The organism is Pseudonocardia sp. TRM90224, from assembly GCF_021245725.1.
Taxonomy (GTDB): domain Bacteria; phylum Actinomycetota; class Actinomycetes; order Mycobacteriales; family Pseudonocardiaceae; genus Pseudonocardia.
Map to the genome: position 1 here is coordinate 17152 of NZ_JAJGSX010000065.1, position 16642 is coordinate 33793.

At 71.9% G+C, this 16642-nt stretch carries 14 protein-coding genes; 11 read left to right on the forward strand and 3 right to left on the reverse strand.

The features are described from left to right. Positions 1-206: 206 nt before the first annotated feature. From LL648_RS44710 to LL648_RS41065, 8 genes are all read left to right on the forward strand, one after another. Positions 207-1007 carry an OmpA family protein gene (locus tag LL648_RS44710; RefSeq protein ID WP_308190457.1) on the forward strand — a complete coding sequence of 267 codons (801 nt, stop codon included), beginning with the start codon at positions 207-209 and terminating at the stop codon, positions 1005-1007. Between the two features lie 13 nt (positions 1008-1020). Beyond that, on the forward strand, positions 1021-1194 hold the full coding sequence (locus LL648_RS41035; protein WP_232668387.1) for a hypothetical protein: 174 nt from the start codon (positions 1021-1023) through the stop codon (positions 1192-1194). A 38-nt stretch (positions 1195-1232) separates the two neighbouring features. Further along, the gene (locus tag LL648_RS41040) at positions 1233-2702 is read left to right on the forward strand and encodes a sunset domain-containing protein (RefSeq protein WP_232668388.1); all 1470 of its coding nucleotides are present in this window, start codon (positions 1233-1235) and stop codon (positions 2700-2702) included. A 335-nt stretch (positions 2703-3037) separates the two neighbouring features. After that, on the forward strand, positions 3038-4036 hold the full coding sequence (locus LL648_RS41045; protein WP_232668389.1) for an ABC transporter permease: 999 nt from the start codon (positions 3038-3040) through the stop codon (positions 4034-4036). 77 nt (positions 4037-4113) lie between these two features. Then, complete coding sequence (locus tag LL648_RS41050) at positions 4114-5871, forward strand: ABC transporter substrate-binding protein (protein ID WP_232668390.1); 1758 nt, start codon at positions 4114-4116, stop codon at positions 5869-5871. Positions 5872-5970: 99 nt separating this feature from the next. Continuing rightward, complete coding sequence (locus LL648_RS45630) at positions 5971-6984, forward strand: ABC transporter permease (RefSeq protein ID WP_308190458.1); 1014 nt, start codon at positions 5971-5973, stop codon at positions 6982-6984. Continuing rightward, positions 6981-8096, forward strand: coding sequence for an ABC transporter ATP-binding protein (locus LL648_RS41060; RefSeq protein WP_232668392.1), 1116 nt, complete (start codon positions 6981-6983; stop codon positions 8094-8096). The genes LL648_RS45630 and LL648_RS41060 overlap by 4 nt, the downstream gene beginning before the upstream one ends. A gap of 15 nt (positions 8097-8111) precedes the next feature. Then, positions 8112-9263, forward strand: a complete 1152-nt coding sequence (locus tag LL648_RS41065) for an ABC transporter ATP-binding protein (RefSeq protein WP_232668393.1) — start codon at positions 8112-8114, stop codon at positions 9261-9263. 82 nt (positions 9264-9345) lie between these two features. On the opposite strand, the gene LL648_RS41070 is transcribed toward LL648_RS41065, so the two are convergent. After that, complete coding sequence (locus tag LL648_RS41070) at positions 9346-10230, reverse strand: NAD(P)-dependent oxidoreductase (RefSeq protein WP_232668394.1); 885 nt, start codon at positions 10228-10230, stop codon at positions 9346-9348. A gap of 134 nt (positions 10231-10364) precedes the next feature. Between LL648_RS41070 and LL648_RS41075 the strand changes: the two genes are divergently transcribed. Beyond that, on the forward strand, positions 10365-13487 hold the full coding sequence (locus LL648_RS41075) for a BTAD domain-containing putative transcriptional regulator (RefSeq protein WP_232668395.1): 3123 nt from the start codon (positions 10365-10367) through the stop codon (positions 13485-13487). A 27-nt stretch (positions 13488-13514) separates the two neighbouring features. Here the strand turns inward: LL648_RS41075 and LL648_RS41080 are convergent, their stop codons facing one another. After that, positions 13515-14432: a LysR family transcriptional regulator gene (locus LL648_RS41080; RefSeq protein WP_232668396.1), complete on the reverse strand. Its 918-nt coding sequence runs from the start codon at positions 14430-14432 to the stop codon at positions 13515-13517. A 71-nt stretch (positions 14433-14503) separates the two neighbouring features. On the opposite strand from LL648_RS41080, the gene LL648_RS41085 reads away from it, so the two are divergent. Beyond that, positions 14504-15391 (forward strand): DMT family transporter, encoded by an 888-nt coding sequence (locus LL648_RS41085; RefSeq protein WP_232668397.1) that lies wholly within the window; start codon positions 14504-14506, stop codon positions 15389-15391. Here LL648_RS41085 and LL648_RS41090 read toward each other — a convergent pair. Next, positions 15381-16166: an alpha/beta hydrolase gene (locus tag LL648_RS41090; RefSeq protein ID WP_232668398.1), complete on the reverse strand. Its 786-nt coding sequence runs from the start codon at positions 16164-16166 to the stop codon at positions 15381-15383. The genes LL648_RS41085 and LL648_RS41090 overlap by 11 nt on opposite strands. 39 nt (positions 16167-16205) lie before the next feature. Between LL648_RS41090 and LL648_RS41095 the strand changes: the two genes are divergently transcribed. After that, positions 16206-16556 (forward strand): hypothetical protein, encoded by a 351-nt coding sequence (locus LL648_RS41095; RefSeq protein ID WP_232668399.1) that lies wholly within the window; start codon positions 16206-16208, stop codon positions 16554-16556. Positions 16557-16642 lie beyond the last annotated feature (86 nt).

Below are 16642 nucleotides of genomic sequence, written 5' to 3' on the forward strand. Positions count from 1 at the left end.
CAGTTGGACGGTCCCGGTGGACCGGTCGTCGGATCAGCGCGACCGCTGATCGCACCCGATCGGGCACACGGCAACCCGTATCCGCCCTGTCACCCTGCCGTTATCTCCATGGTCAACTGTTCGAGCCGTCACAGGCGGTGACGACGTCATCGCAGTACAGCGTCGGAACGCCGGCAACCCGATCCAAGACGAAATGCGAGGGCCCTGTGGGCGAGCGTGCGAGCGACCGATCCCCCGACCGACGACCGGCGTGGCTGCCCCTCGCGGCCGCCGGACTGGTCGTCCCCACCGTGCTGGCCGGGGTGACGTTGCTGTGGCCGCGACAGCAGATCGAGAGCGACCTCGCCGCGCAGGCGAACCAGGCGCTCGCCGCGGCCGGGTTCACCGGCGCGAGCCTGCAGGTCTCCGGTCGCGACGCCACCATCTCCGGCGTCACCGAGGCCGAGCAGCAGCGCGCGCTCGCCGCGGTGGAGGGCATCAACGGCATCCGCGTGGCCGCGTTCGGCGGACCGGCGGACCAGGGCGCGGTGCCCGCCCCGGCCGAGCCGCCGGTCCCGCCCGCCGCCGCCCCGCCGCCCGCGGTGCCGGCCGAGCCCGCGCCCGCCGAGCCCCCGGCCCCGGTGACCGCCGCACCCGCGGAGCTGGACGCAACGGCGAAGCAGAACCTGCAGGCCGGGATCAGCAAGCTGCTGGCGGCGAGCCCGATCACGTTCGGGCCGAACGTCCCCGACCTGACCGCGCAGGGCCGCGCGACCGTCGGCGACGTGCTCGCGCTGCTCGTCGCCAACCCGGGCGCGAAGGTCCAGATCGACGGGTACGTCGCGACCGGCCCCGGCGACGGCCGCTTCACCGCGCAGCAGCTCTCCGACCGCCGCGCGGGAGCGGTCCGCGACGCACTTGTCGCCGGCGGCGTCCCCGCTGGTCAGATCACGGCGCGGGGCCTCGGCGAGGGCACCAACCCGGCCATGCAGGCGGCCGGGCGCCGCGTCGAGATCACCGTCGTCTGAGAGAGGTAGCTCCGTGCTCTGGTTGTTCACCCAGATCTGGGTCTGGATCGTCGTCGCGCTCCTGCTCGGCGTGCTCGCCGGGTGGCTGTTCTGGGCCCGGCCGCTCAAGCAGGCGGCCGACCAGCAGGCCCCAGACGAGCAGGACACAGCAGAAGAAGCGCGCGCAGATTCCAGCGCCACGAACTGACCTTTCTCTTCATCCACTTCCCCTGGAGGACGTTCCCCGTGTCGTGGCTCTACGGTCAGACCTGGCTCTGGTACCTGATCGCCTTCGCCGTCGGCGTGCTGCTCGCCTGGCTGTTCCTCGTGCTGCCGCAGCAGCGCAGGCTCGCGGCCGCCCGGCCGCAGCCGCGCACCGATGCCGCAGGTGAGGACAAGACGGCGGCCGTGGCCGCCCCGGTTGCCGCGCCCGCCGTCGACGACGCGGTGACCGAGCGGTTCCCCGCGGTCGACCCCGCGCTCAGCACCCTCGACGCCGGGTTCAGCACGGGCCGGCACTCCGCTGACGGCGACGCCGCCGCCGTGACGACCGAGCTGCCGGTGGTCACCGAACGCACCCCCACCCCCGCGGGTGGTATCGCAGCGGCGGCGCTGGGCGCCGCGGGCCTCGCCCCGGTCACGCCGGCGCCGGAGGCAACCGAGCCGCCCGGGTCGGATGCGCCCACAACCGCGTTCCCCGTCGTCTCGGCCCAGGCCGATGAACCGCAGGCCGATGAACCGCAGGCCGATGAACCGCAGGCCGATGAACCGCAGGCGGCAGAAACCCAGGCAGCAGAAGGGCAGCCGTCGGACGACGCCACGACCGTGATCAAGCGCCCAGAGCCGGAGCCAGACTCAGCGCCGGAGCCGGCCGCGGAAGCCACCACCGTGATCGAGCGACCGGACGCTGCGGTACCGGCAGCCGAGCCCGTCCCGGCCGCGGAGCCCGCCGAGGCTGCCGTCGCCCCGACTGCCGAGCCGACCGAGCCGACCGACACGGCCACGGCGGACGTCGAGCAGCCGGCACCCGTCGAGGCAACGGAGCGGGAAACCCCGGAGCCCGCCGAGGAAGCCACCGCAACCCCCGCGAGCGACGCACCCGAGACCGAGACCGCCAAGAGCGAAAGCCCCGAGGCCGGAAGCCCCAAGGCCGAATCCACCAGCACCGAGAGCTCCAGCTCGTCGTCCGGCACCTCGGCACTCACCATCGCCGGCGTCACGACCGCGACGGCACTTGCGAAGGCGCCCTCGAAGGCATCCATCAAGGCGACAGCGGAGCCGTTCGGCCCCGGTTCGGCCGGTCCTGCGCCGGACGGGACACCGCCCGGCGCGGAGTTCCCGATCAAGGGCAACGCGGGGTCGAAGCTCTACCACACGCCGGAGTCGCCGTACTACGGCCGCACGAAGGCGGAGGCGTTCTTCCGCTCCCCCGCCGACGCCGAGGCCGCCGGCTTCACCGCGTGGACCCGCAAGAAGGTGAGCGCCGTTGCGGTCGCGGAGGCGCCGTCGTACGAGCCGGGCCCGTACCCGGGCTCCGCGAAGCCCGCCGCGGACGGCGCCGCGCCCACCCCGGAGTTCACGATCAAGGGCAACGCCGACTCGATGCTCTACCACACCCCGGAGTCGCCCTACTTCGGACGGACCCGCGCCGAGGCCTGGTTCGACAGCACGGATGCGGCGGAAGCGGCAGGTTTCACAGCCTGGCGGAGGCGGTAAGCGCAATCCCCCGACCGGTCCTTACTGTGGCGTACACCGCTCGTTCAGCGCCTTGCGACCGACCGTTCATCACGGAACGTCACGGCACTCGAACGGAAAGTGGGCTCAGGATCGATCCAGTCGCCGGATCGTTACGGCACATGGCTTTACGGATGCCGCGTACCCACGGTTAGGGTCTTCCCTCGCGCGGCCTGTCCGAGACCCGGATCGCTGGACCGCAAAGCTCTTTGGAGAACTGATGGCTCACCCGCGGCCTGCTACATGCCGATGGCACGGCGACACCCGCCGCGCCCCCGATGCGCTGGTCCCACCGCACAGGGCGGTATGACACCAGCATGACCGCACCACCACAGGCCACCGGGGCCGCGGCCGCAGCAGAGCCCGAAGCCGTCATCCAGGGCATCGACAGCAAGGCGATCGTCGGGCGCTCGCTCGGCCAGATCGCCTGGCTCCGGCTCAAACGCGACAAGGTCGCGCTCGGCGGCGGCATCGTCATCGCCGTCCTGATCCTCATCGCGATCAGCGCGCTGCTGTTCGACCGCGTCTTCGGCCTCGTGAGCCCCAACGAGTTCCACCAGGAGCTCATCGACGGTTCGACGCTCGCCCCCAAGGACGCGTTCGGCGGGATGAGCGCGGAGCACCCGCTGGGCATCGAGCCGCTCAACGGCCGCGACCTGCTCGCCAGGGTCTACGCGGGTTCGTGGATCTCGCTGCTCATCGCCACCGGCGCCACGATCCTCTCGGTCGCGATCGGCACCACGCTCGGCGTCGTCGCCGGGTTCTTCGGCGGGTGGGTCGACACCCTGATCGCGCGGGCGATGGACGTCTTCCTCGCCTTCCCGCTGCTCGTCTTCGCCATCGCGTTGGCCGGTGTCATCCCCGACAACGCGTTCGGGCTGGAGGGCGAGACCCTCCGCATCGCGCTGCTGATCTTCATCATCGGGTTCTTCAACTGGCCCTACATCGGCCGGATCGTCCGCGGTCAGACGCTCTCGCTGCGCGAACGCGAGTTCGTCGACGCCGCGCGCAGCCTCGGTGCGAAGGGGCCGCGCATCCTGGCCAAGGAGCTGCTGCCGAACCTGGTCGCCCCGATCCTGGTCTACGCGACGCTGCTGATCCCCACGAACATCCTGTTCGAGGCGGCGCTGTCGTTCCTCGGGGTGGGTATCAAGCCGCCGACGGCGACGTGGGGCGGCATGCTCGCCGACGCCGTCAAGTTCTACACACTTCCGCACTTCATGCTCTGGCCGGGCCTCGCCATCTTCATCACGGTGCTCGCCTTCAACTTGTTCGGCGACGGACTGCGCGACGCGCTCGACCCGCGTTCCCGCTGATCCGCCTGCCCGCGCACGACGTTTTCCCGGTCCGGCTCCTGCCGACAACCGAACCAAGAAAGAGGTGAAACGGCTCGATGAAGAAACGCGCAATGCTGGCGACCGCCATGGGCGCGGTTGTTGCCATTGGCCTCGCCGGCTGCGGCGGGGGCACCACGACCGGCGGTGGGAGCTCCGGCTCCGGCGCCGCACCGGCAGCCAACGCCGCCATCGGCAAGATCTTCAACCCGTCCGACAAGAAGGGCGGGACCCTCAAGTTCGCCAACTCCGGCGACTGGGACTCGATCGACCCGGGCGACACGTACTACGGCTACTCGTGGGACTTCATCCGGCTGTACACGAAGGCGCTGGTCACCTTCAAGAACGGGCCGGCCAAGGAGAGCCTCGAGATCGCCGGTGACCTCGCGGAAGGCCCGGGCGTCGCGAGCGACGACAACAAGACCTGGACCTACAAGCTCAAGCCGAACCAGAAGTACGAGGACGGCACCGTGATCACGTCGAAGGACGTGAAGTACGCGGTGCTGCGCTCGTACGACAAGGAGATCTTCCCGAACGGGCCGGAGTACTTCAAGGCGCTCCTGAACTTCCCCGAGGGCTACCAGGGTGCGTACAAGTCGAAGGACGTCGACCCGACCTCGGCGATCGAGACGCCCGACGACAACACCGTCGTCTTCCACCTCAAGGCCCCGCTCGGCGACTTCGACCAGTTCGCCCAGCTGCCGCAGACCGCACCGGTCCCGGCCGCCAAGGACACCGGCGCCGCCTACAAGGACCACGTGATCTCCTCGGGTCCGTACATGTTCGAGAAGGTCGAGGTCGGCAAGGGCTTCTCGCTGGTCCGCAACCCCAACTGGGACCCGGCGACCGACCCGAACCGCAAGGCGCTGCCCGACCGCATCGAGGTCTCGACCGGCGTCGCGTCCGAGGACATCGACAACCGCCTGATCTCCGGCGACCTGCACGTCGACGTCGTCGGCACGGGAGTCGGCCCGGCCACGCTCGGCCGGGTCGTCGGCGACCCGACGCTGAAGGCGCGCACCGACAACCCGTCGATCGCGCGGCTCTGGTACACCTCGGTGAACCCGCAGGTCGCGCCGCTGGACAACATCGACTGCCGCATCGCCGTGCAGTACGCGACCGACAAGGTGGCCTACCAGACCGCGGTCGGTGGCGAGCTGTCCGGTGGTGACGTCGCCACCACGGTGATCCCACCGCTGGTGCCCGGCTACGAGAAGTTCGACCTCTACCCCGCCGGCGCGGACAACCGCGGCGACGTGGCGAAGGCCAAGGAGCACCTGGCCAAGTGCGGCAAGCCGGACGGCTTCGCGACCAACGTCGCGTACCGCGCGGAGCGCCCGAAGGAGAAGGCCGTCGCCGAGGCGCTGCAGCAGAGCCTCGCCAGGGTCGGCATCCAGGTGAACGCCAAGCCGCTCGCGCAGAAGGACTACTTCTCCGGGACCGCGGGGCGCCCGCCCTACGCCCGCCAGGAGGGCCTCGGCCTGGTCGTCAACGGCTGGCAGACCGACTGGAACGACCCGTTCGCGTTCCTCTCCCAGATCACCGACAGCCGGGTGATCAAGGAGACCGGTGGCTCGTCGAACATCTCCGTGCGGATCCCCGAGGTCGACCAGATGCTCGACCAGATGGTGGCCAGCCCCGACGAGGCGCAGCGTGAGAAGCTCGCGACCGACATCGACAAGCGCATCATGCAGGAAGCCGTGATCCTGCCGGGCACGTACGCGAAGGCACTCGTCGTCCGCGGCAAGGGCCTGACCAACGTCTACATCAACGAGCAGTACGGGATGTACGACTACACCGCACTCGGCCTCGAGTGACCTTCGTCGTCCGTCCTTCGAGCGTGTGAGGTAGGTGAAGGCCCACGGACGGCCGGGCCGGGGTGATCCGCCCCGGCCCGGCCGTCCGGGCCATCCACAGTGGTTGCATACATCGTCAGACGTCTCATCGCAGCGGTGATCCTGCTGCTGATCGTCAGCGCGGTCACGTTCGCGATCTTCTTCGTGATCCCGCAGATCGCCTCGGGCGGCAGCCCTGAGACCTTGGCCGGGCGTTACGTCGGTCGTGCCGCGACCCCGGAGACGATCAAACTCATCGCCGAGCGGCTCGGCTTCTACGACCCGATCTACATCCAGTACCTGAACTGGCTGAAGGGTGTCTTCGTCGGCTCGACGATCGACCTGGGCACCGGCATCGCGCAGTGCCCGGCCCCGTGCTTCGGCTACTCGTACATCACCAACCAGCCGGTGTGGCCCGACCTGCTCGACCGGGCCCCGGTGACGATGTCGTTGGTCTTCGGTGCCGCCGTGATCTGGCTGATCTTCGGCGTCACGACGGGCGTCGTGTCCGCACTGCGCCGCGGCAGCATCTTCGACCGCACCGCGATGACGATCGCGCTCGGCGGTGTCTCGCTCCCGATCTTCTTCACCGGTCTGGTGTCGCTGACCTTCTTCAGCTACTTCCTCGGCTGGACCGCGCCGGGCGGCACGTACGTCGACTTCGCCGAGAACCCCGCGGCCTGGGCCTACGCGCTCATCCTGCCGTGGGTGACGCTCGCGCTGCTGCTCTCCGCGCAGTACGCCCGGCTCACGCGCGCGGGCATGCTCGAGACCATGAACGAGGACTTCGTGCGCACCGCGCGCGCCAAGGGCCTCACCGAGCGGGACGTCGTCGTGAAGCACGGTCTACGGGGGGCGCTCACCCCGATCCTCACGATCTTCGGTCTGGACGTCGGGCTGCTGCTGGGCGGCGCGGTGCTGACCGAGAGCACGTTCTCCCTCAACGGCCTCGGCAAGTACGCGATCGACGCCATCACCAACCAGGACCTGCCGAAGGTGCTGGGCGTGACGCTCGTCGCCGCGTTCTTCATCGTGCTGGCCAACCTCGTCGTCGACCTGCTCTACGCGGTCGTCGACCCGCGGGTGCGCACATGACCGACACCGGAGGAGAGGACATCTTCGTGGCGCCCTCAGGGCTCGGGACCGGCCTCGACGAGGCCGAGAAGCGCGCGGCGCGCGAACCCGGCACGCCGCCGCTGCTGGAGGTCGAGGACCTGCGCGTGCACTTCCCCACCGACGACGGCGTGGTGAAGTCCGTCGACGGGCTCTCGTTCACGCTGGAGCGGGGCAGGCGGCTGGGCATCGTCGGCGAATCGGGCTCCGGCAAGAGCGTGACCAGCCTGTCGATCATGGGCCTGCACAAGCCGGGCACCGCGCGGATCACCGGCTCGATCAAGCTGAACGGCGAGGAGCTCGTCGGCGCCGGCCCGGAGCGGGTGCGTGAGCTCCGCGGCGAGGACATGGCGATGATCTTCCAGGATCCGCTCTCCGCGCTGCACCCCTTTTACACGGTCGGCCACCAGATCATGGAGGCCTACCGGATCCACAACGCCGTCAGCAAGAAGGCGGCGCGGCAGCGCGCCATCGACATGCTCGACCGGGTCGGCATCCCCAACCCGAAGGTGCGGATCGACGACTACCCGCACCAGTTCTCCGGTGGCATGCGCCAGCGCGCCATGATCGCGATGGCGCTCTCGTGCAACCCCAGCCTGCTGATCGCCGACGAGCCCACCACGGCGCTCGACGTCACCGTGCAGGCGCAGATCCTCGACCTGATCAGGGACCTGCAGGCCGAGTTCGACTCGGCGGTCGTGATCATCACGCACGACCTCGGCGTGGTCGCCGAGCTGGCCGACGACATCCTGGTGATGTACGCGGGCCGTTCCGTCGAGCACGGGCCGGCGCACGACATCTTCTACCGGCCGCAGCACCCCTACACGTGGGGGCTGCTCGGTTCGCTGCCCCGCTGGGACCGCGACCGCACCGAGCGGCTGATGCCGATCAAGGGCAACCCGCCGAGCCTGATCAACGTCCCGTCCGGGTGCCCGTTCCATCCGCGCTGCAGCTACGCCGGGCTCAACCACGGCGAAAGCGAGACCGTGCGTCCCGACTACCAGGAGGTCGGCATCGGGCACACCGTCGCCTGCCACCTCCCGGCGGAGGAACGCCAGCGGATCTGGGAATCCGAGATCAAACCGAAGCTCTGAGGACGTGGGTCGGAAATGAGTGACGAAAGCGGCAAGGTCGACCCGGCCGAGGTCGAGCCGGCCAAGGTCGACGTGGCCAAGACCGATGTGGCCGAGCCGGCGTCGCCCGAAGCCGATTCCACTTCGGCGGCGACCAAGCCTCGTGAGGTGCTGCTCTCCGCGAGCGGCCTGCAGAAGTACTTCCCGGTGCGGGCGGGGCTGCTGCGCCGGCAGGTCGCCGCGGTGCAGGCGGTGGACGGGCTCGACTTCGAGGTGTTCAAGGGCGAGACGCTCTCCCTGGTGGGCGAGTCGGGCTGCGGCAAGACGACGACCGGGCGGCTGCTCACGCGGCTGATCGACCCGACCGCGGGCACGATCACGCTGAACGGGCGCGACATCACCCACCTGAAGCCGCGTGAGATGCGGCCGCTGCGGCGCGACATCCAGATGGTCTTCCAGGACCCGTACGGGTCGCTGAACCCGCGGCACACGGTCGGCACGATCGTCGGGGCGCCGTTCCACATCCAGGGCGTCACCCCGCCCGGTGGGATCAAGAAGGCCGTGCAGGAGCTGTTGTCGCTGGTCGGGCTCAACCCCGAGCACTACAACCGCTACCCGCACGAGTTCTCCGGCGGGCAGCGCCAGCGCATCGGCATCGCGCGGACCCTCGCGCTGCGGCCGAAGTTGATCGTGGCCGACGAGCCGGTCTCCGCGCTCGACGTCTCGATCCAGGCGCAGGTCATCAACCTGCTCGAGGACCTGCAGGACGAGCTCGACCTGACCTACGTCATGATCGCGCACGACCTGTCGGTGGTGCGACACGTCTCCGACCGGGTTGCGGTGATGTACCTCGGCAAGATCGTCGAGCTGGGCGAGCGGGCCGGGGTCTACGACAAGCCGATGCACCCGTACACGGTTGCGCTGATGTCGGCCGTGCCGGTGCCCGACCCGGAGCGGCGGCACAAGCGCGAGCGCATCCTGCTCACCGGCGACGTGCCCAGCCCGATCGGGCCGCCGTCGGGCTGCCGGTTCCACACGCGCTGCTGGAAGGCGCAGGAGGTCTGCTCGACCACGGAGCCGCCGCTCGCCGAGCTGGTGACGGGCCACCGGGTCGCGTGCCACTTCCCCGAGAACGCACCCGACAGCAGCAGCACCACCACCACCACCAAGGCCTCCACCGCAGCCTGACCCCCAACTTCCCCACCGTTTTGCCAACTTGCAGACCCTGCGGGGCATGCAGATTGGCAAAACGGTGGGGAAGTTTCTTGTTCTACGGGGTGCGGATGACGTCGATCATGCTGGACGCGGCGGAGGTCGCGAGGCCCGCCGCGATGGCGCGCCGGTAGATCTCGTGGACGGCGGCGGGCAGGCCGTCGGCGAGCCCGGCGCTGCGGGTCGCGGCCAGGACGTGCTCGGCGGTGGCGCCCATCATCGCGACCGTGCCTTGGTCTCCGGGGTGGTCGTCGGCGTCGATCGCTGCCGCCTCGGCCGGCACCAGCTGCGCGAGCAGCTCCAGGTTCTGCACGGCGTAGGGCGCGAACGTCGTCGCGCTCTCCCCCGCCGTCCCGACGAGCGCCGCGGCGTGCAGGAACGCGACGTGCGTGGTGAGGAACAGGTCGAGCAGCGCCTGGTAGTAGAGCTGCGCGAGGCCGTGGTCGGTGCCGCGGTAGTCGGGCCGTCCGATCCGGCGCAGCGCCGGCTCGTGTGCGTCGAAGACGGCTCGCGGGCCGCTGTAGAACACGAACGCCGCCTCGGTGCCGACCAGCACGGCCGGCACCATGATCCCGCCGACGAGCAGCTCGGCGCCGCGTTCGGCCAGCCATTCCGCGGCCTCGCGGGAGCGTTCGGGGGTGTCGGAGCTGAGGTTGACCACGACGCGGCCCTTCAGCTCGTCGTGGACGTCGCCGAGGATCTCGTACATCGCTGCGAAGTCGGTGAGGCTGAGCACCACCAGCTCGCTCGCTGCCACTGCCTCGGCCGGGGTCGCGGCGAGCACGGCACCGCGGGCGACGACGTCGTCGGCGCGGGCGGCCGTCCGGTTCCAGACGGTGGTGGGGTGGCCGTGGTCGAGGAAGGTGCGCACCATCGCCTGGCCCATCGGGCCGAGCCCGATGACGGTCACCGGTGCGCCGGTGGTTGCAGTAGGGGCTGTCATGCCGGCAACCGTGCCCACGGCCGCGCACGGAACGCTGCGGGTCCACGCACGGCCGACTTCCCCACCGTTTTGGGTGGATGCGCGCCCGGGGAGCGCGCATGTGCCCAAAACGGTGGGGAAGTTACCGTCGAGGCGTGCGTTTCGGGGTGTTGGGGCCGCTGGCCGTGTGGGCCGACGACGGGCGGCCGGTGCCCGTGCCCGAGTCGAAGGTGCGCGCGTTGCTGGTCGACCTGCTGCTGCACGAGGGCCGTCCGGTGCCGGTCGACCGGATCGTCGAGGACCTGTGGGGCGCGCACCCGCCCGGCAGCCCCGGCAACACCGTCCAGACGAAGGTCTCGCAGCTGCGCAAGGCGCTCGACGCCGGGCAGCCGGGGGCGCGCTCTCTGGTGGTGTGGCAGCCGTCCGGTTACGCGCTGCGGGTCGAGCCGGGTGCGATCGACGTCCAGCGGTTCCGGGAGCTGACCGCTCGCGCGCTCGCGACCGCCGACGCGCGTGGCCGCGCCGCGCTGCTGGCCGACGCGCTGGCGCTGTGGCGTGGGCCGGCGCTCGCCGACGTCGCGGGCGAGCCGTTCGCCGCGGCGCAGGCGGCCCGCCTCGGCGAGGAGCTGCTGGCCGCGACCGAGGCCGCCGCGGCGGCCCGGCTGGAGCTGGGCGAGCACGCGTTGCTGGTCGGCGAGCTCGCGGAGCTGATAGCGCAGCATCCCGCCCGCGAGTCTCTTCGCGCGCTGCAGATGCGCGCGCTCTACCGCGCTGGACGGCAGCAGGAGGCGCTGGAGGCGTTCACGGGCCTGCGCGGGGCGCTGGCCGCCGAGCTGGGCATCGAACCGGGCCCCGAGCTCGTCGCGCTGCAGGGTGCGATCCTGCGCCAGGACCCGCTGCTGGACGCCCCCGGCCACCCGCGCGGCACGCTGCCGGCGCCCGTCACGCAGTTGGTCGGCCGCGAAGCCGCGCAGGCCGGCGTCACGGCCGCGTTGGAGCGCTCCCGGCTGGTCACTCTCGTGGGGCCGGGCGGGGTCGGCAAGACCAGCCTGGCGTTGGAGGTGGCGCGCGGCGCGCCGGACGCGCACCTCGTCGAGCTGGCCGGCGTCGAGCGGCACCTCTGCACCGAGGAGCCCGACGTGTACGTCGCCGACGTCGTGGCGGCGGCCCTGGATATCAGGCAGGGGGAGATCAGGCAGGAGGGCGCGCTGCCCGACCGCATCGCCGAGGTGCTCCGCCCGTCCACGGCGTTGCTCGTGCTGGACAACTGCGAGCAGGTGGTCGGGGCCGTCGCGACGCTCGTGGCCCGGCTGCTGCGCTCCGCCCCCGGCCTGCGGATCCTCGCGACCAGCCAGGAACCGCTCGGTGTCGCGGGCGAGGTGGTGCTCGCCGTCCCGCCGCTGGACCTGCCCGGATCGGACGGGCTGCCCTCGGTGCGGGCGTCCGGTGCCGCCGCGCTCTTCGTCGAGCGGGCCACCGCCGCGGCCCCCGGGTTCGTCCTCGACGAGCGCACCGCGCCTGCCGTCGCGGCCATCTGCCGCCGTCTCGACGGGATCCCGCTCGCGATCGAGCTGGCCGCCACGCGCGTCCGGGCGCTGGGGGTGCACGCGCTCCTGCGCCGGCTCGACGACCGCTTCGGGGTGCTCGCCTCGGGCCGGCGGGACGCGCCGGCCCGCCACCGCACCCTCCAGGACATGATCGACTGGAGTTGGCAGCTCTGCACCGCTGCCGAGCAGGTCGTGCTGCGACGGCTGGCGGTGCACGCCGACGGGTGCGGCCTCGATGCCGCCGAGGAAGTCTGCGCCGGTGACGGGGTCGCCGGGTCCGAGGTGCTCGGCCTGCTCGCAAGACTGGTCGACCGCTCGCTCGTGGTCGTGTCGGAGCACGCCGACGTGCCGCGCTATCGACTCCTGCAGTCGGTCGCCGAGTTCGGGCTCCGGAAGGCGGGGGAAGCCGGCGAGCTGGACGCGCTCCGGCTGCAGCACGCCCGCTTCCACACCGGGCTCGCGGCCCACGCCGACGACCGGCTGCGCGGGCCCGACCAGCGCGAATGGCTCGACCGCATGGAGCTGGAAGCCGCGAACATGCGTGGGGCGCTGGACACCGCGGTCCGCGCCGGCGACGCCGATCTCGCGCTGCGGCTCGTCGCGGCGCTGTGCTGGTTCTGGTTCCTGCGCGGGCGGCTGGGGGAGGCGCAACGGGCCGCGCAGGCCGCGCTCGCGGTGCCCGGCGGCGATCCCGCGGTCCGTGCGCAGGTCACCGCGTGGCACGACGGGTTCGCCGTGCTCGCCGGTGGGGCCGTCGACACGCTGAAGCCGGCCCACGACGCTCCGCTCGAGGTCAGCGGGCCGGCCGCGCGGGCCCGCTGGTTCCTCGGCTACGTGCTGACCACGATCGGCGACATGGCGGCCGGGCAGGCCTGCACGCTCGCCGCGCAGGCCGCCTTCGAGGAGCTCGACGACCGGTGGGGACTCGGCGCCGCCGCGTGCGACCGGACCAGCCAGTTGATGTCGCACGGCGAGCGCGACGCGGCGGAACGGTCGGCCCGGCTGGGCGCCGAGCTGTTCGACGAGGTCGGCGACCGCTGGGGCCAGGTGCTGGCGGCGTTCGCGCTCGGTGCGCTCACCTCGATGGTCGGCGACTACCCGGAAGCCGAGCGGCTGTACACCACCGCGCTGCGCAGGGCCGAGGAGCTCGAACTCTGGCCGGAGGTGTCCTACCAGCTCTCGTGGCTCGGCCGCACGGCGCTGCTGACCGGCGACTTCCGGCGTGCCGACGAGCTGCACGAACGCGCCCGGCGGCTGGCCGTCGAGCAGGGCTTCACGACCGGCGAGATGTACGCACAGACCGGGCTCGCGCTCGGCGCGCGCCGCGAGGGCAGGCTCGACGACGCCGAGCGGCATCTCCGGTACATCCTGCGGTGGCACCGCTCCGTCGGGTTCGACGCCGGCGCGGTGCTGATCGTCGCCGAGCTGGGCTTCGTCGCGGAGCAGCGTGGCGACGCCGCCACGGCCCGGGAGCTGCACGAGGAGGGCCTCGCGCTGGCCCGTTCGACGGGCGACCCGCGTGCGATCGCGCTCGCGCAGGAGGGCCTCGCGGGCGCGCACGCGCTCGCCGGCGAGCACGCGGAGGCGGCCCGGCTGCTCGATGCCGCAGCGCGCGCCAGGGAGTCGGTGGGCGCCCCGCTGCCGCAAGCGGAGCGCTTCGACGTCGACCGGATCACCGCGGCCGTCCGGCAACACGTCGACAACGACGTTTCGGCTGTTCGTGAGCGCTAACAACAGCCAGAACGTCGTTGTCGACGGTCACGGGCGGGTGCCGGGGACCGTCAGGGCGCGGGCGGTGCTGCCCAGCAGCTCCACCAGCTCGACCGCGAGCGGTGGCTGCCAGCGATCGCGGCGGTGCAGCACGCCGACGTGCCGCATCGGCGGCTCGTCGATCGGAACGGCGACGATCCCGTCGAGGTGGCGGGCGACGGCCACCGCCGGCATGATCGCCACGCCGACCCCGGCGGCGACCATCGTCTGCATGAACGTCGTATCGGCGCTGCGGCACGCGGCCTTCGGCCGGAACCCGGCCGCTGCGCAGTACGCGTCGATCTGCGCGGCGAACAGGCCCGTGCCGTGCACCCACCACTCGTCGGCGAGCTCGCCGAACCGGAGCCGGTCGCGAGTGGCGAAGGCGTGCGTCGCCGGCACGACCGCGAAGAACTCCTCGTGCAGGACGGGTGTGTAGTGCAGGTCGGCGGCCCACTCACGCGGCGGGTCGAGCGTGAAGTTGTGGTAGACGAGCGCGAGGTCGACCTCCCCGGCCCGCAGCAGCGGTACCGCTTGCTCCGTCTCGGCCTCCCGCACGGTCACCTCGACGTCGGGTCGCCGGGTGAGCGGCGCCAGCGCGAGCGGCAGCAGGCTGTGGCCCGCGCTCGGGAAGGACGCGATGGCGAGCCGGCCGCTGTCGCCGTCGGCGTAGGCGGCGAGGTGCCGCTCGACGTGGCGCAGGTCGCCGGTGAGGTTGTCGACGGCCTGCACGAGCAGCCGGCCGGGGTCGGTGAGCGTCACCCCGCGCGCCCCCCGCGTCACGACCGGCACGCCGATGCCGCGTTCCAGCGCGGAGATCTGCTGCGACACGGCGGACGGTGTGATGTGCAGCGCACGCGCCGCCGCCGAGAAGCTCCCGCCGCGGGCGACCTCCTGCAGGACACGCAACCGGTTGAGGTCGAGCATGAAGCTGAGCTTAAAGGCCAGTCCGGAATTGACAGCTACCGAGGAAGCCGTGCGCGTCGCACAGTCGGTCCATGTCCGTCCGTGCTTGGTCCTGGTTGCTGCTGCTCTCCGCGATCTGGGGAGCGTCGTTCCTGTTCATCAGCATCGCGCTGGAATCGTTCGGGCCGGCTGTCGTGGCCGCCGGCCGCACGGGCGGCGCGGCGCTGCTGCTCGCGCCGCTCGCGTGGCGGCGACGGGCGGCGCTGGCCGGCCGCTGGCGTGCGGTCGTGGTCGTGGCGACGTTCCAGCTGGCGGTGCCGTTCCTGCTGATCGGCATCGGCCAGCGCGGGGTCGACTCCGGGCTGACCGGGATCCTCATCTCCACGCAGCCGATCTGGATGGTGCTGATCGCGGCGGGGATCGGGCTCGGCCGGCCGAACGCGCTGTCGGTGGCCGGGATCGTGATCGGGCTCGCCGGGGTCGCGGCGCTGGTGGGGCTGCCCGGCGCCGGCGCGCAGGCCGACCCCGCGGGCATCGCGATGATCATGGCCGCCGCGGTCTGCTACGGGCTCGGGATGGTCCTCGTGCGACGCTTGCTGCCCGGCGTGAACCCGATCGCGATCACCGGCGCGACGATGGCCGTCTCCACCGTCGTGCTCGCCCCGTTCGCCGTGGCCTCGCTGCCCGCGCAGCCGCCGACGTTCAGCGCGGTGGCGGCGCTGGTCGTGCTCGCCGCGGTCTGCACCGCGGCCGGGTTCGTGATCTACAACCGCCTCATCGGGGAGGTCGGCGCGCAGCGCGCGAGCCTGGTCGCGTACCTCTCGCCGCCGTTCGCGGTGGCCTACGGGGCGACCGTGCTGGCCGAGCCGGTGGGGGTCGGCTCGGTGGTCGGGCTGGCGCTGGTGCTGCTGGGCTCGTGGGCGTGCGCGCGCGGCTCCCGCCCGGCGCCGGTCCGCGTCCCCGTGCCGGTCACCGCGTGATCCGCTGCCCGACGAAGGCGAGCACCTCCGGCAGCACACCCTGCCAGTACTCGTTCGTGTGGCCGCCTTCGGTGAGCCGGACGACCTCGGGTGACGCCGCCTGCGCGTAGTCGCGGGCGGCCTGCAGGAACGGGTCGCCGTTGCCGCACCACACCCCGGTCGGCACGCGCACCTCCTGCGTGTGCCGCAGCGGTTCGTGGCTCTCCCACTGCGCGCGGTCGGCGAACACCTTGCGCGCGGCGGCGTCGCCCCAGCTCAGGAACAGCGCAGCGCTGCACACGGCCACCGCGCGCAGCTCCGGGTGGTCGCGGGCGTACCGCAGCGCGCCGAACCCGCCCATCGAGATGCCGAACGCCGCCGCGACCGGCCCCAGCCCGCGCTCGACCAGCCACCCCGGCAGCTCGTCGGCGAGCATGCGCTGCGGGTCGTCACCGGTGCCGACGTCGACCCAGTAGTGGTCGCCGTCGACCGCGGCGACGGCGAACGGCGCCACCCCGGCCCGGACGGCGTCGTCGAGCGCGGCCTGCAGCCCGATGCCTTCGAGGAACCCGGCGTTCGATCCGCGGCCGTGCAGCGCGACGCATACAGGCAAGCCGTCGGGAGCACCGGTCGGTCTGGTGATCACCAGGTTCACTTCGGTGCCGCGGGCTGCCGAGTGGACACGGGTCGCCCGCGCCGGCGGCTGAGGCGCAGGTGCGGGTGGCAGGGTGCTGGCGCAGCCGGCCGCCAGCAGCCCGAGCCCGGCCAGCAGGGCGCGTCGACGAACGGGTGACACGACCCGACCCTCCCACACGAGGTGCGCCACGATGTCCCGATGGCGTCCTACTCGGTCAACCCAGCCGCCGTCGCGTTCGCGCGGGCCCGCATCGACGCACGCCAGTACGTCCTGCGCAGCCGGTGGAACGAGGTCGCACCCTCCGCCGCGGACGGCACGGCGTACCTGGAGAAGCACTCGTGGAACGAGTACGGCCAGTGGCACCTGGGCCTCACCGACGGCGCGACCGACGACACCAAGGCCCGCTACGCGTTCATCTTGGGCGACTTCCGGCGGGTTCACCGGATGGGCATCATCGCCTGCCACTACCGGGCGGCCGAGTGGGGGCACAAGGACGTCGAGCTGGCCGCGCACGAGCTGTTGCAGTACCTCGACAACCGCGTCTCATAGCCGGCAGCGGTTCCGCACGCGAGGGCAGGAAAGCCACTTTCCTGCCCTGTGAGGGCCGGAAAGTGGCTTTCCTGCCCTCCCCCAGC